This is a genomic window from Phytohabitans maris, assembly GCF_031085175.1.
GTDB classification, from domain to species: Bacteria; Actinomycetota; Actinomycetes; order Mycobacteriales; family Micromonosporaceae; genus Phytohabitans; species Phytohabitans maris.
Map to the genome: position 1 here is coordinate 109446 of NZ_JAVHUY010000021.1, position 20791 is coordinate 130236.

The 20791-nt window shown below is 71.8% G+C and carries 20 protein-coding genes; 16 read left to right on the forward strand and 4 right to left on the reverse strand.

Annotation, left to right across the window (positions count from 1 at the left end; all coding sequences use genetic code 11):
- The first annotated feature begins 44 nt into the window (after positions 1-44).
- Complete coding sequence (locus RB614_RS22795) at positions 45-530, forward strand: DUF2752 domain-containing protein (RefSeq protein ID WP_428983090.1); 486 nt, start codon at positions 45-47, stop codon at positions 528-530.
- Between the two features lie 96 nt (positions 531-626).
- On the opposite strand, the gene RB614_RS22800 is transcribed toward RB614_RS22795, so the two are convergent.
- Positions 627-1433, reverse strand: coding sequence for a DUF4097 family beta strand repeat-containing protein (locus RB614_RS22800; RefSeq protein WP_308714622.1), 807 nt, complete (start codon positions 1431-1433; stop codon positions 627-629).
- Between the two features lie 44 nt (positions 1434-1477).
- Entirely contained in the window at positions 1478-1954 is a 477-nt protein-coding gene (locus tag RB614_RS22805; protein ID WP_308714623.1) for a toxin-antitoxin system HicB family antitoxin, read from the reverse strand.
- 80 nt (positions 1955-2034) lie between these two features.
- On the opposite strand from RB614_RS22805, the gene thyX reads away from it, so the two are divergent.
- The 7 genes from thyX (at position 2035) to RB614_RS22840 (ending at position 8781) form a co-directional block, all read left to right on the forward strand.
- The gene (gene thyX, locus RB614_RS22810) at positions 2035-2787 is read left to right on the forward strand and encodes an FAD-dependent thymidylate synthase (protein ID WP_308714624.1); all 753 of its coding nucleotides are present in this window, start codon (positions 2035-2037) and stop codon (positions 2785-2787) included.
- 60 nt (positions 2788-2847) lie between these two features.
- A complete protein-coding gene (gene dapA / locus RB614_RS22815; protein WP_308714625.1) occupies positions 2848-3741 on the forward strand; it encodes a 4-hydroxy-tetrahydrodipicolinate synthase in 894 nt (297 codons plus the stop codon).
- Positions 3738-5426 carry a ribonuclease J gene (locus RB614_RS22820; protein ID WP_308714626.1) on the forward strand — a complete coding sequence of 563 codons (1689 nt, stop codon included), beginning with the start codon at positions 3738-3740 and terminating at the stop codon, positions 5424-5426. Before dapA ends, RB614_RS22820 begins: the two co-directional genes overlap by 4 nt.
- Positions 5427-5640: 214 nt before the next feature.
- Complete coding sequence (locus RB614_RS22825; protein ID WP_308714627.1) at positions 5641-6534, forward strand: helix-turn-helix domain-containing protein; 894 nt, start codon at positions 5641-5643, stop codon at positions 6532-6534.
- 98 nt (positions 6535-6632) lie between these two features.
- On the forward strand, positions 6633-6830 hold the full coding sequence (locus tag RB614_RS22830; RefSeq protein ID WP_308714628.1) for a DUF397 domain-containing protein: 198 nt from the start codon (positions 6633-6635) through the stop codon (positions 6828-6830).
- A gap of 108 nt (positions 6831-6938) precedes the next feature.
- The gene (locus RB614_RS22835) at positions 6939-7127 is read left to right on the forward strand and encodes a DUF397 domain-containing protein (RefSeq protein WP_308714666.1); all 189 of its coding nucleotides are present in this window, start codon (positions 6939-6941) and stop codon (positions 7125-7127) included.
- Positions 7128-7251: 124 nt separating this feature from the next.
- The gene (locus tag RB614_RS22840; RefSeq protein WP_308714629.1) at positions 7252-8781 is read left to right on the forward strand and encodes a S1 family peptidase; all 1530 of its coding nucleotides are present in this window, start codon (positions 7252-7254) and stop codon (positions 8779-8781) included.
- 154 nt (positions 8782-8935) lie between these two features.
- On the opposite strand, the gene RB614_RS22845 is transcribed toward RB614_RS22840, so the two are convergent.
- Positions 8936-11392: a DNA translocase FtsK gene (locus RB614_RS22845; protein WP_308714630.1), complete on the reverse strand. Its 2457-nt coding sequence runs from the start codon at positions 11390-11392 to the stop codon at positions 8936-8938.
- Between the two features lie 156 nt (positions 11393-11548).
- On the opposite strand from RB614_RS22845, the gene RB614_RS22850 reads away from it, so the two are divergent.
- The 8 genes from RB614_RS22850 (at position 11549) to RB614_RS22885 (ending at position 18664) form a co-directional block, all read left to right on the forward strand.
- The gene (locus RB614_RS22850) at positions 11549-11986 is read left to right on the forward strand and encodes a type III secretion system chaperone family protein (protein ID WP_308714631.1); all 438 of its coding nucleotides are present in this window, start codon (positions 11549-11551) and stop codon (positions 11984-11986) included.
- Positions 11987-12136: 150 nt separating this feature from the next.
- On the forward strand, positions 12137-13942 hold the full coding sequence (locus tag RB614_RS22855) for an HSP90 family protein (RefSeq protein WP_308714632.1): 1806 nt from the start codon (positions 12137-12139) through the stop codon (positions 13940-13942).
- A complete protein-coding gene (locus RB614_RS22860; protein ID WP_308714633.1) occupies positions 13939-15507 on the forward strand; it encodes a type III secretion system chaperone family protein in 1569 nt (522 codons plus the stop codon). Before RB614_RS22855 ends, RB614_RS22860 begins: the two co-directional genes overlap by 4 nt.
- 314 nt (positions 15508-15821) lie before the next feature.
- Positions 15822-16196 carry a type II toxin-antitoxin system RelE/ParE family toxin gene (locus RB614_RS22865; RefSeq protein WP_308714634.1) on the forward strand — a complete coding sequence of 125 codons (375 nt, stop codon included), beginning with the start codon at positions 15822-15824 and terminating at the stop codon, positions 16194-16196.
- A 20-nt stretch (positions 16197-16216) separates the two neighbouring features.
- Entirely contained in the window at positions 16217-16507 is a 291-nt protein-coding gene (locus tag RB614_RS22870; protein ID WP_308714635.1) for a helix-turn-helix domain-containing protein, read from the forward strand.
- Positions 16508-16622: 115 nt separating this feature from the next.
- Complete coding sequence (locus RB614_RS22875; RefSeq protein ID WP_308714636.1) at positions 16623-17318, forward strand: alpha/beta fold hydrolase; 696 nt, start codon at positions 16623-16625, stop codon at positions 17316-17318.
- 196 nt (positions 17319-17514) lie between these two features.
- Entirely contained in the window at positions 17515-18168 is a 654-nt protein-coding gene (locus tag RB614_RS22880; RefSeq protein ID WP_308714637.1) for a helix-turn-helix transcriptional regulator, read from the forward strand.
- A gap of 7 nt (positions 18169-18175) precedes the next feature.
- Positions 18176-18664: a DUF3291 domain-containing protein gene (locus RB614_RS22885; protein ID WP_308714638.1), complete on the forward strand. Its 489-nt coding sequence runs from the start codon at positions 18176-18178 to the stop codon at positions 18662-18664.
- A gap of 31 nt (positions 18665-18695) precedes the next feature.
- Here the strand turns inward: RB614_RS22885 and RB614_RS22890 are convergent, their stop codons facing one another.
- Positions 18696-20720 (reverse strand): putative bifunctional diguanylate cyclase/phosphodiesterase, encoded by a 2025-nt coding sequence (locus RB614_RS22890; protein ID WP_308714639.1) that lies wholly within the window; start codon positions 20718-20720, stop codon positions 18696-18698.
- Positions 20721-20791 lie beyond the last annotated feature (71 nt).

Below are 20791 nucleotides of genomic sequence, written 5' to 3' on the forward strand. Positions count from 1 at the left end.
CCCGATGGTGCGGAGCGAGCGACCCCGGAGGCACAGTGACCAGCGTGGCCGACCCCACCGCCCCGCCGCCCGCGCACTACTTCGTGCCCCCGCCGCCCGGCCGGTTCACCCGGCTGATGGCCCGGTCGCCCCGGTGGCTGGCCCCGGTCGCGGTGCTCGGCTGCCTCGCCGCCGCCACGGGCTACGTCACGATCGCCAACCCGACCGAGTCGACCGCAGACGCGCCGCCGACCTGCCTGCTCAAGCTCACCACCGGGCTCGACTGCCCAGGGTGCGGCGGCACCCGCGCGTTCTGGTACATGATCCATGGCGACCTGCCGGCCGCCGCCCGCCACCACGCGCTGTTCATCTTCGCGGTGCCGTTCCTGGTGTACGTGTACGTGGCGTGGGTGGGTAAGCAGGTCTTCGGCAAGTCGCTGCCCAAGCTGCGGGTCACGCCCGCGATGGTCGGCGTCCTGCTCTCCGCGTGGTTGGCGTTCAGCATCCTGCGCAACCTGCCGTGGACGCCATTCACCTGGTTCTACGTCTAGGGCCTGTACCGCCGGGCCGGTCATCTGTGATCAAAGCTCCCCTCATGTCGTTCTAGCGACGTGAGGGGAGCTTTGATCACAGACAGTGGAGGCGGGTCAGGCCGCGGTGGCCTCGGCCGGCACCCGGCGGATCGCGATGTCACCGCTGGCCGTGCGGACGTCGACGCTGAGGTCGTGACCGGCCCCGCCGTCCCCGGCGGTCATGTCCAGGTCGTTGGTGGTACGGCCGGAGATCGTGCCCAGGTCGAGCCACACGCCGGTGCCGCTGCGCACGCCCACCGCGACGTCGCCGCTGGCCGTACGGACCTTGACGGTGCCGCGCCGGGTCGCGCCGATCCGCACCCCGCCGGAGGCGGTCTTGGCCCGTACGCCGGAGTCGGCCGTGCCGATGTCGATGCTGCCGCTGGCCACGCTGGTGTCGACCGGGCCGCTGACGTGCTGGGCGGTGACGTCACCGGCCGCGCCGCTGACCTGCAGCTCGCCGTCGATCTGCCCGGCCGTGACGTCGCCGCTGGCGATCCTCACCTTGGCGTCGCCGGCGATGTGCTCCAGGAACATGTCACCGGAGGCGCCGGCGGCGTCCAGCCCGGCGAACCGGCCGCGGCAGGTCACGTCGGCCGAGGCGGTCTTGAGGCGCAGCCGGCTGTCCAGCGGGACCCGGATGGTGATCAGCAGCGAGGCGGGGCGGCGCGCCAACCAGCCGCCGTCCGGCGCGGCCACGGTCAGCGTGTCGCCGCGCAGCTCGACCGTCGTACGCTCGGCGGCCTCGTGCGAGGCGGGACGGTCGTCGTACGGCTGGACGTCGACCACGGCCGTGTCGCGCTCCTCGGCGGTGATCTCCAGTGCCCCGCTGGCCAGCTTGACGGCGGCGGTGACGGGGTGAGGGGTGGGAAACTCGGGCATTGCTAGCTCCTCTCGGGCGTGACTCCGGCGGCCCGGTCACGCACTCAGGCGCGGCCGAAGCCGGTGATCCGGCGGCCGGCGGTGCCCCGGACCGGTGGGGTGGGTGGGCCGCCCTGCGCCGCGATCTGCACGGCGCGGACCAGCCAGGTGTTGACCGAGACGCCTTCCGCGGCGGCGGCCCGCTCGACCGTGTCCTTGAGGGACTCGGGGAGGCGAAGCGTGATCCGCGTGACGTCACCGGACGGCTCTTGTGGTGTCATCGGTGGCGGCGCTGGGACGTCGATCGGCGTCACCACGAAGTCGGCCTGGCCGCCGCGGAGCCGCACCTCGACGGCGGACGTGGAAAGCTTCGCGGTGATCTCGTCTGCCGCGTGGGAGAGCACCTCCAGCAGGGACAGCCGCATCGACGCGTCGAGCGCGCTGGTGAGCAGCTCGGCGGCGCGGGCGACATCGGGCCCGCCCGGTGCGGCGGTGGCGGCGAGGTCTCGCCGGAGGGTCTCCAGGTACGGCGCCAGGTCCATGACGTCACCATGACACCATGATGACGCCATCGCAAGCCGCGGTGCCGGTGTTGTCGGTGGGGTGGTCTAGGCTCGCGGCCATGCCGGAAGTAGTCCCGCCCCAGGTCAAACTCATCGCTTGGACGCATTTCGAGGCGCCGGACGACGTGCCCTGGTCCACCGACGCCGACGGGGGTCAGGCGCTCGCCGAGTTCGCCGGCCGCGCCTGCTACCAGTCGTGGAAGAAGCCCAACCCCGCCACCGCCACCAACGAGGGTTACCTCGCCCACATCCTCGAGGTGGGTCACCTGTCGGTGCTGGAGCACGGTTCGGTGACGTTCTACTTCACCGGGGTGTCCCGCTCGTTCACCCACGAGCTGATCCGGCACCGCCACTTCTCGTACTCGCAGCTCTCCCAGAGATACGTGCCGGAGCGCGAGGCCGCGATGGTCGAGCCGGACGTGATCGCCGACGACCCGGAGCTGCACAAGCTCTTCGTCGAGGCGACCGAGGCGAGCCTGCGTGCCTACAACGAGCTGCTCGAGGGGTTGGAGCGCAAGTTCGCCGACGTGGCAAACGGCACGCTCCGGCGCAAGCAGGCGCGGCAGGCCGCCCGTGCCGTGCTGCCCAACGCCACCGAGACCCGCATCGTGGTGACCGGTAACTACCGGGCCTGGCGGCACTTCATCGGGATGCGCGCGACCGAGAGCGCCGACGTCGAGATCCGCGCGCTGGCGGTGGAGTGCCTGCGCCAGTTGCAGGGCGTCGCACCCAACGTGTTCGCCGACTTCACCATCTCCCGGCTCGACGACGGCACGGAGGTCGCGGCGAGCCCGTACGCACAGGTGTCGTAAGGCTGTCGGACCGGGCCTAACCCTTCGGCCGGTCAGCGTGGGTCCGCTAGGTTGTCAAGCATGACGCACGACCACCGACCCTTCGGGCGGCTGCTCACCGCGATGGTGAGCCCGTTCCGTGCCGACGGCTCGCTCGACGTTGAGGGAGCGGCCCGGCTCGCCACCTACCTGGTGGACGAGCAGGCCAACGACGCGCTGGTGATCAACGGCACCACCGGCGAGTCGCCCACCACCTCCGACGGGGAGAAAGAGCAGCTCATCCGGGCGGTGGTAGAGGCCGTCGGTGACCGGGCCAAGGTGGTCGCCGGCGTGGGCACCAACGACACGTCACACACGGTCGAGCTCGCGACCGCCGCGGAGAAGGCGGGCGCGCACGGCCTGCTGGTCGTCACGCCGTACTACAACAAGCCGCCGCAGAGCGGTCTGCTCCGCCACTTCACCGCGGTGGCCGACGCGACCGGCCTGCCGATCCTGCTCTACGACATCCCGCACCGCGCCGGCATCCCGATCGCGACCGAGACGCTGGTCCGCCTCGCCGAGCACCCGCGGATCGTCGGGGTCAAGGACGCCAAGGGCGACCTCGTCGCGACGTCGTGGGTCACCAAGCGCACCGACCTGGCGTTCTACTCCGGCGAAGACGCGCTCGCGCTGCCGCTGCTCGCGGTCGGCGGGGTCGGCCTGATCGGCACGTCGACGCACGTCAGCGGCGCCGCGACCCAGGAGATGATCCAGGCGTACGAGCGCGGTGACGGCGCCGCCGCACTGGCCCTCCACCATCGGCTGCTGCCGATCTTCACGGGCATCTTCCGCAGCCCGGGCACGATCCTGGTCAAGGCGGCGATGGCGGCCAAGGGCCTGCCCGGCGGTCCGGTGCGCTCGCCGCTGGTCGACGCGACCGAGACGGAGCTGGCGCAGCTGCGCGAGGACTGCGAGGCCGCGGGGCTTCCTCTATGACCGGGGCGCACGCCGAGCTGGAGTTGCCCCCGCCGCTCCCCGCGGGCGGCCTGCGCGTGATGCCGCTGGGCGGCCTCGGCGCCATCGGTCGCAACATGACCGTCTTCGAGTACGACGGAAAGCTGCTCGTCGTCGACTGCGGCGTGCTCTTTCCCGACGTGGAGCAGCCGGGCGTCGACCTGATCCTGCCGGACTTCGCGCCGATCCTCGACCGCCTCGACGCCGTACAGGCGATCGTGCTCACCCACGGCCACGAGGACCACATCGGCGCTGTGCCGTACCTGCTCGCGCACAAGCCGGACATCCCGCTGGTCGGGTCGCAGTTCACGCTCGCCCTGGTCGAGGCAAAGCTGGCCGAGCGGCGGATCGAGCCGTACACGCTGACCGTGCGCGAGGGGCGGCGTGAGTCGCTGGGGCCGTTCGAGTGCGAGTTCTTCGCGGTCAACCACTCGATCCCGGACGCGCTGGCGGTGGCGATCCGCACCCCGGCCGGGCTGGTGCTGCACACCGGTGACTTCAAGATGGACCAGCTGCCGCTGGACGGGCGGATCACCGACCTGGCCGGCTTCGCGCGGCTCGGCGCCGAGGGCGTCGACCTGCTGCTGTCCGACTCGACGAACGCGGAGATCCCCGGCTTCGTCACCCCGGAGCGCGACATCGGGCCGGTGCTCGACTCGATCTTCGCCAAGGCCACCGGCCGGATCATCGTGGCCAGCTTCGCCTCGCACGTGCACCGCGTGCAGCAGGTGCTCGACTCGGCGTACGAGTACGACCGGAAGGTCGCGTTCATCGGCCGCTCCATGGTCCGCAACATGGGCATCGCCCGCGACCTCGGCCTGCTGCGCATCCCGGGCGGCCTGGTGGTCGGCCTGGAGGAGGCGACCGTCCTGCCGCCGGACCAGATCGTGCTGATGTCGACCGGCTCGCAGGGTGAGCCGATGAGCGCGCTGGGCCGGATGGCCGTGGGCGACCACCGGCACATCACGGTGGCGCCCGGCGACACGGTGGTGCTGGCCAGCTCGCTGGTGCCGGGCAACGAGACCTCCGTGTACCGGGTGATCAACCAGCTCTCCCGGGCCGGCGCGACGGTGATCCACAAAGACGTGGCCAAGGTGCACGTCTCCGGCCACTCACCCGCCGGCGAGCTGCTCTACCTGCTCAACGTGGTGCGCCCGAGCAACCTCATGCCGGTGCACGGGGAGTGGCGGCACCTGCGCGCCCACGCCCGGCTCGGCATCGAGTCCGGCGTACCGGCCGACCGGGTCGTGCTCTGCGAGGACGGCGACGTGGTCGACCTGGTCGAGGGGCGGGCGCGGCTGGTCGGGCACGTCAAGAGCCGCTACGTGTACGTCGACGGGCTCGCCGTCGGCGACGTGGGCGAGTCGCTGCTCACCGAGCGGCGGATCCTCGGCGACGGGGGCTTCATCGCCGCGACCGTGGTGGTCGACTCGGTGACCGGCAAGGTGGTGGGCGGGCCGACGGTCTCCGCCAAGGGCTTCTCCGAGGACCCGGAGGCGTTCAACGCGGTCATCCCGCTGATCACGGAGGCGCTCGACCGGGCCGCGCTCGAGGGCGTCACCGACCCCCACCAGCTCCAGCAGATCGTGCGCCGTACGGTCGGCCGCTGGGTCAACGAGGCCTACCGCCGCCGCCCCATGATCGTCCCCACGGTCGTCGAGGTCTGAAAGCCGCTCTCTCACCACGCCTTGTCGCACATAGTGGCATGGCGATCTCGGAGCGTTCCGCCCATACTGTCGGCACCTGATCCCCAAGCCGTCCCGCGAGTTGTTGTGTTGTCCTGGCGTGTTCGCAGTGACACGTGTAACGTCCTGCATCGTGTCGTGTGGCGGAACAGCAATCTGCCACATGGCAGGTTTGCTCCAGCTCACTGGTTGGATCATGACTTCGCCCGAGCCGCCCGCGGTCGCACGCCGCCGCGTCCGCCTCGCGTTGCGCGCGGCACGCGAGGCGAGAGGTTTCACCCAGCAACACGTCGCGGATGAGCTCGACTGGTCACTGAGCAAGGTAAACCGCATCGAAAAGGGCGATGTCACCGTCTCGAAGACCGATCTGCTCGCGCTACTGGAGTTGTTCGGCGTCGATGACGACGATCTGATCGACGAGTTGGTGCGCGCCGCCCGTTCGTCGCGGCAGCGGGGGTGGTGGGACGAGCCGCGCTACCGCGAGCACCTCACGGCGGCGATGCTTCAGCTCCTGCAGTTCGAGACCGAAGCGACGGCGATTCGCGTCTTCCAGCCGACCGTCGTCAACGGCCCGTTCCAGACCCGGGCGTACGCGCAGGCGGTCCTCGATTTCTGGCAGCCCGAGCTGTCCCAGGTCGTCCGCGAGGCGCGCTTGGAGACCCGGCTGCGAAGGGGGGAGCAGCTGCTCGGTCGCGCCGATCCGCCGGACATCTTCTGCATCTTCGACGAGTCGGTTCTGCACCGCCCGGTCGGCGGCGTCGAGGTGATGGCGGAGCAGCTCCGGCAGCTCCTGGTCATCATGCGCCGGCCCAATGTGCACGTCCGGGTCGTGCCGTTCGCCCAGGGTGCGCTGGTCGCGATGCTGGGACCGTTCCTCATTTTCGACTTCGGCGACGAGGAAAATGCCGTCCTGTACCGGGAGAGCCTGCTGCTCGACGAGGTGCTGCATACCGGAGAGGCGCTCATGCGCCATCGCGGCTATTTCGAGCATCTCTGGCGAGAATCGCTGGGCGAGACGGAGTCCGCGAAATTGATAGCGGCTCGGGCCGACCAGATGCTGCCGGAGTCGGATCGATATACCAGCGGCTGAAAAGCTTCGGCCGCGGTAATCCTCGAAACGCAACAGTGTGGCGAGGCCCCCGTGGGCCGGGGGTAACACACACTATTAACCTATCCGAGGAGAACCGAATGGAGCAGACCGCCGTGCCTGTCTGGCGAAAGAGCGGGCGTTGCGACAGCAACACGTGTGTCGAGGTCGCCGTGGTCGGCCGCGACATCGCGATCCGCGACTCGAAGCAGCCGGACGGGCCGACGTTGCTCTTCACCAGGGCTGAGTGGGACGCCTTTGTGGGCGGCGTGCACGACGGCGACTTCCTGTTCGACTGAGCTCTGACCGAGGCGGCATCGGGGCGCGTGCGCCCGGGGTGCCGCCTCTTCCTTTCGGCGGAATGATTACGTATCGTGAAGGTGCCCCTGCACGGAGTGGAGTCGGTGATGGCAGACACCGAACGCCTTCAATGGCGCAAGAGCGCTCGCTGCGATAGCTCGAGCTGCGTGGAAGTTGCACAGATAGATGGCGGGATCGCGCTTCGGGACGGCAAGGATCCGGGCGGACCGCGACTGATCTTTACGGCCCGGCAGTGGACCTCCTTCCTCGCCTGGGCTCGCCAGCGCACAGAGTGATCAGTTCACTACTTTCTCGGCTTTCTCTGTGAGATCAGGCACGGCGGCCCCATTCATCCGCGTCTAGCTCTCCGGCCGTACACCGATTTGCCGGTTCAGTACGGCTATGTGGGAGGTGTTGCGGATGGACCGCAGGAGGGCGTTGACCATCGGCCTGGTGGTGGCCACAGCTGGAGCCGCGGCCGCGGTGACGATCCCGGCGGTGGCGACCACGAGAGGCGCGGCGCCCGGCGCGCCAGAGCCCGAGCTGCTCTCGGCGCTCCAGCGCGACCTCGGTCTGACCCAGGACCAGGCCCGCACGCGGCTGACGAGCGAGCGCTCCGCCAGTCGTACCATCGCCGAACTGAAGGCCGGCGCGGCCGACGCCTGGGGTGGTGCCTGGCTGAGCGCGGACGCCACCCGCCTGACCGTGGCCGTGACCGATCCGGCGCTGGCCGAGCGGGTGCGTGCCGCGGGCGCCGAGCCCAAGGTGGTCAGCCGCAGCGCCGCGGACCTCGACACGGTCAAGCGCACGCTCGACCAGAACGCGGACGCGGCCACCCCCAACCTCCCCGGTTGGTACGTGGACGTGGCCGACAACACCGTTGTCGTGCTCGCCCAGAAGGGCGGGGAGGCGGCGGCCCGCGAGTTCGCGACGGACGCGGGCGCGCCGGCGTCGAGCGTGCGGGTGGTCTCCACGGAGGAGGCACCGACGCCGTTCTTCGACGTACGCGGTGCCGACCCGTTCTTCATCGACAGCGCCGCCCGCTGCTCGATCGGCTTCTCGGTCGTCGGCGGCTTCGTGACCGCCGGCCACTGCGGCGAGGTCGGGGCCACGACCACTGGCTTCAACCAGGAGGCGCAGGGCACGTTCACGGCGTCCTCCTTCCCCGGCGACGACTGGGGCGTGGTCGAGGTCAACGGTGACTGGACGCCGCGTCCGGTCGTCAACGACTTCAACGGCGGCGAGGTCACCGTCGCGGGCGCCGAAGAGGCCCCGGTCGGCGCCTCGATCTGCCGCTCCGGCTCCACGACCGGCACCCGCTGCGGCGTCGTACAGGCCAAGAACGCGACGGTCAACTACCCCGAGGGCACCGTGACCGGCCTGACCCGCACCGACGTGTGCGCCGAGCCGGGCGACTCGGGTGGCTCGTGGATGTCCGGCGACCAGGCCCAGGGCGTGACCTCGGGCGGTTCGGGCGACTGCACGGTCGGCGGCATCACGTTCTTCCAGCCGCTCACCGAGATCCTCGAGGTCAACCAGCTGACCCTCGTCACCAGCAACGGCGAGGTGCCCCCGCCGCCCGAGACGAGCACCCCGCCGACCACCGCCCCGCCCGCGCCCGAACCCCCGGCGGCCAACGCGTGCGCGGACGAGGAGGTCACGGTGGCCGGTGAGCTGAGCCGTACGGGTGCCCGCCAGTCCCAGCCGAACGGCCGCTTCTTCCGTACCGGCGGCGGCGAGCAGACCGCCTGCCTGGACGGGCCGGACGGCACCGACTTCGACCTCTCCCTCCAGCGCTGGAACGGCCAGTCGTGGCAGACCGTGGCGCGGGCCACCGGCGCGGAGGCGGACGAGACGCTGACCTTCGACGGCGACGCGGGCATCTACCGGTACCGGGTGCAGTCGAGGAGCGGATCGGGCGAGTACACGCTGGGGTTCTCCACCCCGTAACCGCGGCAAGAGTCTTCAGCAAGGCGTCGCGGGCACATCCGGTAACTGCCAGCCGGGGCCCGCGGCGCGCCGCAGCGGACGCGCCTCCTCGGCCGCGGCGGCGAAAAGAAGCCCGTACACCGCCATCTCGGGCCGGCGGTGAGCGGGCGGAGGGCTACTCGGGGCGGAGCTGGGCCAGGGCCTCTTCCAGCTCGTCCGGCTTGACCAGCACGTCTCGCGCCTTGGAGCCCTCGGACGGGCCGACGATGCCGCGGGTCTCCATCAGGTCCATCAGGCGGCCCGCCTTGGCGAAGCCGACCCGCAGCTTGCGCTGGAGCATCGAGGTCGAGCCGAACTGCGACGTGACGACCAGCTCGATCGCCTGTACCAGCAGGTCGAGGTCGTCGCCGATCTCCTCGTCGATCTTCTTCTTCGGGTCCTGCACCGGGGTCAGCACGTCCGGCCGGAACTCCGGCTCGCGCTGGTCCTTGCAGTGCTTGACCATGGCGTTGATCTCGTTTTCGCTGACCCAGGCGCCCTGGATGCGGATCGGCTTGGAGGCGCCCATCGGCAGGAAGAGGCCGTCGCCGCGGCCGATCAGCTTTTCCGCGCCGGGCTGGTCGAGGATGACCCGGGAGTCGGCGAGCGACGAGGTGGCGAACGCCAGGCGGGACGGCACGTTCGCCTTGATGAGGCCGGTTACCACGTCGACCGAGGGGCGCTGGGTGGCCAGTACCAGGTGGATGCCGGCCGCGCGGGCCAGCTGGGTGATCCGGACGACCGAGTCTTCGACGTCGCGCGGGGCGACCATCATGAGGTCGGCCAGCTCGTCGACGATCACCAGCAGGTACGGGTACGGGCGGATCTCCCGTTCGCTGCCCGGCGGAGGCTTGATCTGCCCACCGCGTACCTTGCGGTTGTAGTCGTCGATGTGGCGTACCCCGGCGGCGGCCAGGTCGTCGTACCGCATGTCCATCTCGCGGACGACCCAGTCGAGCGAGTCGGCGGCCTTCTTCGGGTTGGTGATGATCGGGGTGACGAGGTGCGGGATCCCCTCGTACGAGGTCATCTCCACGCGCTTCGGGTCGATCAGGACCAGCCGTACCTCGTCCGGCGTGGCCCGGCTCAGGATCGAGACGAGCAGCGAGTTGAGGCAGGACGACTTGCCCGCTCCGGTGGCGCCGGCGATGAGGATGTGCGGCATCTTGGCGAGGTTGGCCACCACGTAGCCGCCCTCGATGTCCTTGCCGAGCGCCACGAGCATCGGGTGGTGGTCGCCGGTGGCGGCGCGCGAGCGGAGCACGTCGCCGAGCGCCACGTCCTCGCGGTCGGAGTTGGGGATCTCGACGCCGACCGCGCTCTTGCCCGGGATCGGGCTGAGGATCCGCACGTCGGGGGACTTCACCGCGTACGCGATGTTGCGCGACAGCTGCGTGATCCGCTCGACCTTGACGCCGTGGCCCAGCTCCACCTCGTACCGGGTGACCGTCGGCCCCCGGGTGAAGCCGGTGACCGCCGCGTCCACGTCGAACTGCTCGAAAACACCCTGCAGGGCGGCGATGACCTCGTCGTTCGCCTTGCTCCGGGCCTTGGCCGCGGCGCCCTGCTTGAGCAGGTTGGCCGGGGGCAGCTTGTAGTCGCCGGCCATGCCGGTGATGGCGAGCTGCTCGGCGCGGGTGGGGGGCGGCGAGTGCTCGGGCGGCTCGGCGGCCTTGCGGGCGGCGGGTACGGCGGCCGGCGGCTTGCGCGGCAGCAGCACCGTGTCGTGGACGACCTCCTCCTCGGCCGGCTCGCCCGCTTCGTCCGCGAGGGCCGCCTGCCTGCGGCGCGACGGCGATCGGCGCCGCACCGGCGGGGGCTCCTCTTCCTCTTCGTCGTCCTCGTCATCGGACGAGTCGGGTTCGTCCGGCGGAAGCGGCCGCCCCAGCACGGAGCCGATCAGCAGGCCCAGCCGCTCCGGGACCTTGTTGATCGGGGTGGCGGTGATGACCAGCAGGCCGAAGAGCATCAGCAGGACGAGCAGCGGGAACGCCACCCACTCGGTCACCGCCCGCTCCAGCAGCCCGCCGAGGCCGGCGCCGACCAGCCCGCCCGCGTAGTCGCGCTGGGCGTTGTCGATCGGGTCCTGGGCGAGGTGGAGCAGGCCGGCCGCGGAGAGGATCAGCGCGGACCAGCCGACCACCCCCCGGCCCCGCTGCTCGGGGTCGCTCGGCGCGCGCATCAGCCGGATCGCGGCGACGAGCAGCAGCAGCGGCAGCGCGGCGGCGATCGCGCCGAGGAAGAGTCGTACGGTGTCGGCCACCCGGTCGCCGACCGGACCGGCACCGGAAAACCAGACCGCGACGCCGGTGAGGATCGCCAGGCCCAGCAGCAGGAGGCCACCGCCGTCGCGGCGGTGCTCGGGGTCGAGGTCACGGGCGGTGGCGGCCTGGCGGCCGACGCCCCGGACCACCCAGCCCACGCCGTGCGCGATACCCATCCAGAGCGCGCGGACGCCCCGGCCGACGAAGACGGCCGGGCTGCCGGTCGAGGTGCGGCGGCGGGTGCGTGAGGTCTGACGGGCGCGACCGCTCGCGGCGCGCGCGGTGGACGCGCCGCGCCGCCGACTCGCCTGGGTGGTGCGGCCAGCCATAGGCCCTAGGATCACACGGTAGTCGCACGGCACGGCGGACCTGGGGTCTCCGGCGGCGTGTCTCGGCCGGGCGCGACCCGTTGATCCGCGTTGGCGCCGCCGTCGTATCGTGCCCCGGGGATTCAACGCAGCCACACCCGAAGGGACATTTCTCGCATGCCAACCGACGGCGAGGTGCAGACACTCGCGCCGCTCACCAACGGGCTGATCGCCGAGGTGCTGACCGCCCGCGGCTACAACTTCGGCACAGACGACGACGGTGACATCGGCGGGATGTGGGACGACAACCTCATCTGGTTCTTCCGCCGCGGCTCCCAGGGCGAGATGCTCCAGGTACGTACGCTCGCCGCCGCCGAGTTCACCGTGGACGACGTGCCGCGGCTCTACGCGTTCTGCAACGAGTGGAACCACGACCGCCTGTGGCCGAAGGCGTTCGTCCACGTCAACGACGACGGCACGGCCCGCGTCTTCGGCGAGGTCACCACCGATCTGGAACGCGGAGTCTCGCACGCCCAGCTCGACCAGCTCATCGGCTGCGGCATCTCGACCGGCTGCCAGCTCGCCGAGGCGGCGGCGGGGCTGAAGGCACCGTGAGCGAGCGAGCGAACCAGGAGGCACCGTGAGCGAGCGAGTTGGCGCGGCGGCGTCTGGACTGAGGGGCCCCGCCGACGAAGTCGGGGTTTCGGGGTCGCGAGGGAAGACGTCGCCTTCGGCGCCGCACGAGCGAGCGAACCAGGAGGCACCGTGAGCGGGACCGAGCACCGGTTTCAGGTCGACCTGCGCGGTGTGGTCGACCTGCTCAGCCACCATCTTTACGCGAGCCCGCGAGTCTTCGTACGCGAGCTGTTGCAGAACGGCACCGACGCGATCACCGCGCGTCGCGCCGCGGACCCGGACGCACCCGCCGGCCGCGTGGTCATCGAGTCGCTGCCCGGCGGCGCGCTGCGGGTGACCGACAACGGCATCGGGCTGACCGAGGCGGAGGTGCACACGTTCCTGGCCAGCGTCGGGCGCACCTCCAAGCGCGACGACCTGGGCTTCGCGCGGCAGGACTACCTCGGCCAGTTCGGCATCGGGCTGCTCTCCTGCTTCATGGTCGCGGACGCGATCGAGGTGGTCTCCCGCTCCACGAAGGGGGGCGAGGCGGTCAGCTGGACCGGGTACGGGGACGGCCGCTACACCGTCGGCGCCGCCGAGGCCGCGGAGGTCGGCACGACGGTCACCCTCCGCCCGCGCGCCGGCGCCGAGCACTGGCTCACCCCGGCCACCGTCCGCGAGCTCGCCAGGTCGTATGCCCAGCTCCTGGACATCGAGGTCACCGTCGGGGGCGAGCGGATCACCGAGCCGCGGGCTCCGTGGGAGATCAGCTATGACGATCCCGAGGTACGCCGCTCGGCGCTCCTCGACTACGGCGCCAAGCTGCTCGGCAGCCGCCCGATGGAGGTCATCGACCTGAGCGTGCCCGAGGCGGGGCTGCGCGGGGTCGGCTTCGTGCTCGCCTCCCCGGCCCAGGTCGGGCAGGGCGGCCACCGCGTGTACCTCAAGCGGATGCTGCTCAGCGAGGACGCCTCCAAGCTGGTGCCGGAGTGGGCGTTCTTCGTCCGCTGCGTGGTCGACACGAGCATGCTGCGGCCGACCGCGAGCCGCGAGGCGCTGTACGAGGACGACCTGCTCTCCGCCGTGCGCGCCGGGCTCGGCGAGCAGATCCGCACCTGGCTGCTCGACCTGTCGGTCAACGACCCCGAGCGGCTCGCCGCGTTCCTGCGCGTGCACCACCTGGGCGTCAAGGCGCTCGCCGTGCGCGACGACGAGATGCTCAAGCTGGTCGACGCGTGGTTGCCGTTCGAGACGAGCCGGGGCACGATGCCGCTGCGGGTGTTCCGCCGCGGCCTCTCGATGATCCGGTACGTGGAGACGGTCGACGAGTTCCGTTCGCTGGCCGCGATCGCCAGCGCCGCCGGTACCCCGGTGGTCAACGCCGGGTACGCGTACGACACCGAGATCCTGGAGCGACTGTCCAGGGTGGACTCCGAAGCACGGGTGCGCCGCCTCGACCCGGGCGAGCTGGCCGCGCGGCTCGACCCGCTGCCGCCGGCCCAGGAGGAGCTGGTGGCGCCGTTCCTGGAGACCGCGCGGGCGGTGCTGCGCGAGCTGGACTGCGTGCCGCTGATCCGCCAGTTCGACCCGGTGTCGATGCCCGCGCTGTACGTGATGAGCCAGAAGGCGCGCACCCAGGACACCGTCCGGCGCAGCATCGAGGCGGTCGACGAGCTGTGGTCGGACGTGCTCTCCGCGTTCAACGACGTGACCGTGGAGCACCGGCCGGAGCTGGTCTTCAACTGGCGCCACCCGCTCATCCGCAAGATCACGTCGTACCCGCCGGGGCCCGCGCTACGCCACGCCGTCGAGGCCCTGTACGGCCAGGCGCTGCTCGCCGGACACCACCCGCTGCGCGCGGTGGACCAGGCGGCGCTCAACCGTTCCTTCCTCGCTCTGCTCGACCGTGCCTTTACGGACGTCCCGTCATCTGATTCAACGGAGAAGTCATGACCACCGCGCACGAGTTGCAGGAGGCCCTCGAAGAGGCCCGCGAGCTCCCCGACGGCGACGGCAAGATCGCCGAGCTGGAGCGCATCGCGGCCCACGCGGACGCCGCCGGCGACGTACGGCTGGGCTACGACGCCCGGATCGACCTCATCGACGCGTACAACAACCACACCGAGCGGTGGCGCATGCTGCCCGCGTTCGGCTGGTGCCTGGCGGCGTACGACCGCGACCCCTCGATGTTCGAGGAGTGGGACGGCGAGCAGTTGCGCTGGTACCACAAGTGGGCGGTGGCCACGCTGCGCAGCACGCCGCGCGTGGGCCTGGCCCAGACGCAGGCCGCGCTCGACGACATGGAACGGCGCTTCCGGGCCGGCGGGCACAGCATGCAGACCATCTACAACCTCCGCTGCAAGATCGCCGACCACATCGGCGACGAGCCGGGGGCGCGCAAGTGGTTCGACCTGTGGCGCACCGCCGAGCGCGACGAAAACAGCGACTGTGCCGGCTGCGACCCGTCCCGCCAGGCCGAGCTGCTCGCCGGCTGGGGCGAGTGGGACGACGCCGTCAAGACGGTCGAGCCGGTGCTGAGTGGCGTGCTGGGCTGCGCCGAGCAGCCGGAGAAGGCGCTGGTCGCGGTCCTCATGCCGTACCTGCGGCTGGGCCGCCACGAGGAGGCGGCGAAGGCGCACGTGCGGGCGTACCGCCGGCACCGCCACGAGCGGGACGCGTTCGCGTTCCTCCCCGAGCACCTGCGGTTCTGCGTGCTGACCGGCAACGCCGACCGGGCCGTCGACATCCTCGCCGAGCACCTGAGCTGGCTCGACCGCCCGTACGACGACGCCTCCGCGATGGAGTTCGCCGCCGCGGGCGCGCTGGTGTGCCGGCTGGCCGCACCGACCGGCCGGACCATCCATCGGCCGTCGTTCGAGAGCCGCCCCGAGGCCACGCTCACGCTGGAGCAGCTCGGCGCCGACCTGGCCGCGCAGGCCCGGGAGATCGCCGGGCAGTTCGACGCCCGCAACGGCACCGACCACCAGTCTCGCCGGATGGCCCGGTGGATGTCCGCGGAGCCGATGCTGGACAGCCTGGAGCTGCCGCCGGACCAGCCCACCCCGTCGTACATGACCGAGCCCGGCCTACCCCCCGAGGGCCGCGAGGAGGTCGTGGCGCCGCTGAACGTGCAGAGCATCACCGCTGCCCTGGACGACCGCGGCGACCGGTACTACGTCGACGAGGACGGCACGGTCGGCGGCCAGTGGGGCAAGGGCATGCTGACCTTCGACCGGATGGGCGAGCAGGGCGAGATCCTGCACGTACGCGTGGTGGCCCAGCGCCGCCTCCCGGCCGACCGGCTCATGGAGGCGTACGCGTTCTGCAACGCCTGGAACCACGACAAGCTGCTGCCCAAGGCGTACGTGCACGACACCGGCCAGGGCGACCTCATCCTGGCCGGCGACATCACCACGGACCTGGAGCACGGCGTGGCCGCGCCCCAGCTCGGCGTGCTGCTGCACGCCGCGATCGTCACGAGCGCCCAGTTCGCCGACGAGGTGGCCGACCTGCCGTAGCCGGTAAAGTCGCGGGGGCGCCCCCCCCCGGGGCGGGGGGGGGGGGGGGCCCCCGGCCCCGGCGGGCCCCCCCCCCCCCCCCGGCGGCCCCCCCCGCGCCCCCCCCCCCCCCCGGCGCGGCCGGGCGCCCCCGCGGCCGGACGAAGCGGCCCCACGAGACCACGACGGCGTCGCCGCCAGATCGTGCGCGGCCTGCGCCAGGCGAGAAACCCGCCGAAGACCGCATACGCCACGAACGCGAAGTGCAGCCCCAGAATCACGCCCGTGAGGCGTACGATCTGGACGATATACCGAGGATGGTATATCGTCGGTAAGTGCCGGACCGCTACGTGATCGAGTTGGAGCCAGAGGTTCGAGAGTGGTTGGACACGCTCTCGCTGAAGGACTACGCGAAGGTCGAGGCGATGGCGGACATCCTCGCGGATCAGGCCGAAACCTTGGGGGAGCCCTATTCGCGGCACCTTTCGGGCAAGACTCGCGAGCTGCGGTTCTATCTCGAGCGCAGTGCGGTGCGGATCAGCTATTGGCTCGCCCCTGGCCGACGAGTGGTGTTGTTGACGGTCTTTCGTAAGACCAGGCAGGCGGAACGAGCCGAGGTCGATCGAGCGGTGGCCGCGCAGCATGGGTGCGCGGCGGGACATGAGGCACACGCACCGGCCGATCAGGTGTACGGACGCAAGTGGCTGTGACGTCCGGGAAGGGGTACAGGATGACGACGCGACACACGCGGTGGGAGCGCACCGGGGCTGATGAGCGCGCCGCCGCCTACGAGGAGGCGCGAACGTCGCTGATGCTCGGCCAGATGGTGCACGACCGGCGCGTTGAGCTGGGTCTCACGCAAGCCGAGCTGGCGGAGCGCGCGGGCATGACCCAGCCTCAGCTTTCCCGCCTGGAGTCCGGAGGTGCCACGCCCACCGTGCCGCTGCTGGCTCGCCTCGCGGTGGCGCTGAACGCAGACCTCGACATCGCCTTCCGGCCGCATACCCCTGTTGCGGCCTGACGGATGCTGAAGGAGCTTCGGCGCGGGCGCCGAAGCTCGGGCGTCGGTGCTTTCGGCGCGGGGGTGGAGCATAAAGCGGAAGTAGAGCGTCCGGAATCTGTCCTAGCCTGGCCGCATGGAGATTGTGTTGGTTGCCGGCCTGTGGCTCGACGCCTCGGTGTGGGACGGCGTCGCCGCCGCGCTCGAACCGCTCGGTCACCGTCCCGTGCCGGTCACCTTGCCGGGCCAGGGCGACGGGGCCGGGTCCGCGACGCTGGAGGACCAGGTGGCCGCGGTGCTCGCCGCCGTCGACGCGGCGTCCGCCAAGCCGATGGTCGTGGGGCACTCCGCCGCCTGCACGCTGGCCTGGCTCGCCGCCGACGCGCGGCCGGAGCGGGTGGCCAAGGTCGCCCTCGTCGGTGGCTTCCCCTCCGGCGACGGGGCGCCCTACGCCGACTTCTTCCCGGTGAAGGACGGGGTCATGCCGTTTCCCGGCTGGGGACCGTTCGAGGGGGCGGATGCCGCCGACCTCGACGAGGAGGCCAGGCGCCGGATCGCGTCCGCTGCCATCCCGGTCCCGGAGGCGGTGGCCACGGGCGTGGTGCGCCTGACGGACGAGCGGCGGTTCGACGTCCCGGTGGTCGTCGTGTGCCCGGAGTTCACGCCGGCCCAGGCGCGGGAGTGGATCGACGCGGGTGAGGCGCCCGAGCTCGCCATGGTCAAGCGGCTCGACCTGGTCGATATCGACTCGGGTCACTGGCCGATGGTCACCAAGCCGGGCGAGCTCGCCCGCCTCCTGGCAGCCGAAGCAGCCAAAACAGCCGAGACCTGACCGCCGGCCAGCAGGCAGCCGGGCCGACCGGACGGCAAGGCCGACCAGCGCCGACGGAACGGCAAAGCCGAGCAGCGCCGCCCGGACGGCGAGGCCGACCAGCGGGGGCGGCGAGCAGGGCTGAGCAGCGGCGGGCGCCAGCAGGGACGCTACGAGGCGAGAGACAGGCCCGCGAACTGGCCTCTATTGTCAACCCGTGGAGGATTTAGAGGCGCTGGCGCTGCTGACCGACCCGGTGCGGCGCTCGGCGTACCAGATGGTCGCTGGAGCTGGCGCGGAGCCGGTGGGGCGCGACGAGGTGGCGGCGGCACTCGGGGTCGGCCGCACTCTCGCCGCCTTCCACCTGGACAAGCTGGTCGACGCCGGCCTGCTGGAGGCGTCGTTCGCGCGGCGGTCCGGGCGGTCCGGGCCGGGGGCCGGGCGGCCGGCGAAGCTGTACCGGCGGGCGGCGGCCGAGCGGGCGGTGAGCGTGCCGCCGCGGGCGTACCTTTCGGCGGCCGAGCTTCTCGCCGAGGGGGTGGAGCGGGCCGGCGCGGACGCGGCGGTCTACGGCGTCGCGCGCGAGCACGGGCGGGAGGTCGGTGCCGCCGCCGGCGCGGGCGCCGATCCGGTCGGGGTGCTCGCCGGCCGAGGCTACGAGCCGGAGACCGACGGCGCCACCGTGCGCCTGCGCAACTGCCCCTTCCACCAGCTCGCCGCGCGGTTTCCGCCGTTGGTCTGCGGCATGAACCTGGCGCTGGTCGAGGGCGTCCTGGAGGGGGCTGGCGCGGCGGGGTGGGGGGCGCGGCTGGACCCCACGCCGGGGCGCTGCTGCGTGACGCTTTCTAAAAACAATGAAGATGCCATATAGTACCGTCATGAGCGACTTCCACCTGGCCCAGCTCAACGTCGCGTATCCCCGCGCGCCGCTCGACGACCCCGCGATGGCCGGCTTCGTCGCCGACCTCGCGCTCATCAACGCGCGTGCCGACGAGGCACCCGGCTTCGTGTGGCGGCTGGTCGGCGAGGACTCGGACGACGCGACGGCGCTCCGCCCGTTCGGGCCGGACCTGATGGTGAACATGTCGGTGTGGGAGTCGGTCGAGGCGCTGCGCGACTTCGCCTACCGCGACGGCGTCCACCTGGAGTCGCTGCGCCGGCGGCGGGAGTGGTTTTCGCACGAGGGGCTCGGCTCGCACCTGGTGCTCTGGTGGATCCCGGCCGGCACGCTGCCCACTTTGGACGAAGCGCGGGAGCGGCTCGCGCTGCTCGACCGGGACGGCCCGGGGCCGGCGGCGTTCACGCTCCGCGAGCCGTACCCGGCCCTCCGCACGTCTGTGATCGAAGCTCCCTTCACGTCGTTCTAGCGACGTGAAGGGAGCTTCGATCACAGACCAGCTAGGAGGCGGGGACCGAGTGGCGGCCGGCCAGCAGGTCGAGGGCGGCGTCCGGGGTGAGCGGCGCGGAGAGCAGGTTGCCCTGGCCCCAGGCGCAGCCCAGGCCGCGCAGGGCCGAGCGCTGCTCCTCGGTCTCCACCCCTTCGGCGATCACGCCGAGCCGGAGCGAGTCGGCGATGGCGAGCACCGCCCGCACGATGCCCCGGTCGGTGTCGTTGGCGGCCACCCCACCCACGAACGAGCGGTCGACCTTGAGCAGGTCGATCGGAAACCACTTGAGGTAGTTGAGGCTGGAGTACGACGTGCCGAAGTCGTCGAGCGCGAAGTGCAGCCCGGCCGAGCGGAGCACCGCCGCGCTCTCGGTGACGTCGTCGCGCAGGTAGCTGTGCTCGGTCACCTCCAGGCACACGTCGCCGGGGTCCACACCGGAGCGTCGCACGATGTCGAGCAGCTCGTGGGCGAGGTCCGGCTGCTGCAGCTGTACCGGGGAGAGGTTGACGTTGACCCGCACCCGCCGTCCGCCGCCGGTGCCCCAGCGGGCCAGCTCGCGGCAGGACCGCTCGAGCACCCAGTGTCCGATGGGGACGATCGCGCCGGTCTCCTCGGCGAGCGGGATGAAGACGTCGGGCGGCACCGGGCCGCGCCGCGGGTGGGTCCACCGCAGCAGCGCCTCGAACGCCACCACCTGCCCGCTGCCCAGGTCGCAGATCGGCTGGTAGTGGACCGCGAACTGGTCGCCTTCGAGCGCGCCGAGCAGGTCGGAGCGGAGCCCGAGCCGGTCCAGCGAGCGGCTCGACGCGTCGTCGTCGAAGACCTCGATCAGGCCGAGGCCGCGCTCCTTCGCCGCGTACATGGCGGCGTCCGCGTCGCGCAGCATCGCCGACGCCGTGGTACCGCGGCGCACGCCGAGCACCCCGCCGACGCTCGCCGAGATGCGCACCGGCTCGTCGTGCAGCTGGAACGTGTCGTCCAGCGCGCGGGCCACCCGCCGGCCGATCTGCGCGACGTGGGCCAGGTCGCGTACGGCGTCGAGCACAACCACGAACTCGTCGCCGCCGAACCGGCCGAGCAGGTCGCCCGGGCGCAGGCTCTGCCGCAGCCGCGCGGCCACCTGCTTGAGCAGGTCGTCGCCGGCCTCGTGGCCGAGCCGGTCGTTGACCGCCTTGAACCGGTCGAGGTCGCAGAAGAGCACCCCCACGTGGTCGGCGCCGCGCGGGTCGGCCAGCGCCTCGGCGAGCCGCTGCGCCACCAGCGTGCGGTTGGCCAGGCCGGTCAGCGGGTCGTGGGTGGCCCGCAGCCGCAGCTCGTCTTCGAGCCGCTTGCGGTCGTCGACCACGCGGGAGGAGAGCACCACCGTGCCGCCGGCCGAGGGGGCGGGGCGCAGCGCGCTCTCCACCCAGGTCCAGCGGCCGGAGCCGGTACGCAGCCGGTACTCCACCTTGTCGCCGGAGGCGGCGCCCTTGAGCGCGCTCTCCAGCCGGTCGCGGTCGTCCGGGTGCACGAAGTCGGTGACCCGCCGCCCGACCAGCCGGTCCGGCTCGCGGGCCAGCTCCCGACTGTGCGAGGGGGAGGCGTACGCGAAGCGCCCGTCCGCGCCGACCATCGCCACCAGGTCGCTGATCGAGTCGGTGACCAGGCGCAGCGAGGCCTCGCTCTGGCCGAGCGCGCGGTACAGGTCGGCGTTGGTGATCGCGGCCGCGACGTAGTTGGCGAAGACCGCGATGATGTCGAGCGCGTCGCCGGTCGCCGGGCCGGAGAGCGAGCGGGCCGTGTAGAGCAGGGCGCAGGGCTCGCCGTCGCGCATCACCGGGACGCAGACGAGCCGGCGCTCGCCGTCGACCAGCACGTACGGCGCGCCGCGGCAGACCTCCTCCCACCCCGGCAGCCAGTCACCCGGCTCCAGCGTGTCGTCGGCGCCGGTCAGCTCGCGCAGCAGCGCCGCCGCCTCGTGCAGCAGCGGCACCAGGTCGAGGTGACGGGCCAGCCGGTGGCCGGACTGGGCGAGGCGGACCATGAACTCGGTCACAGCGCGATCGCCACCCTCGCGGCGTGACCGGCCGCCCGCGGGTCGGCAAGCGCCGCCGCGGGCCCCGCGGA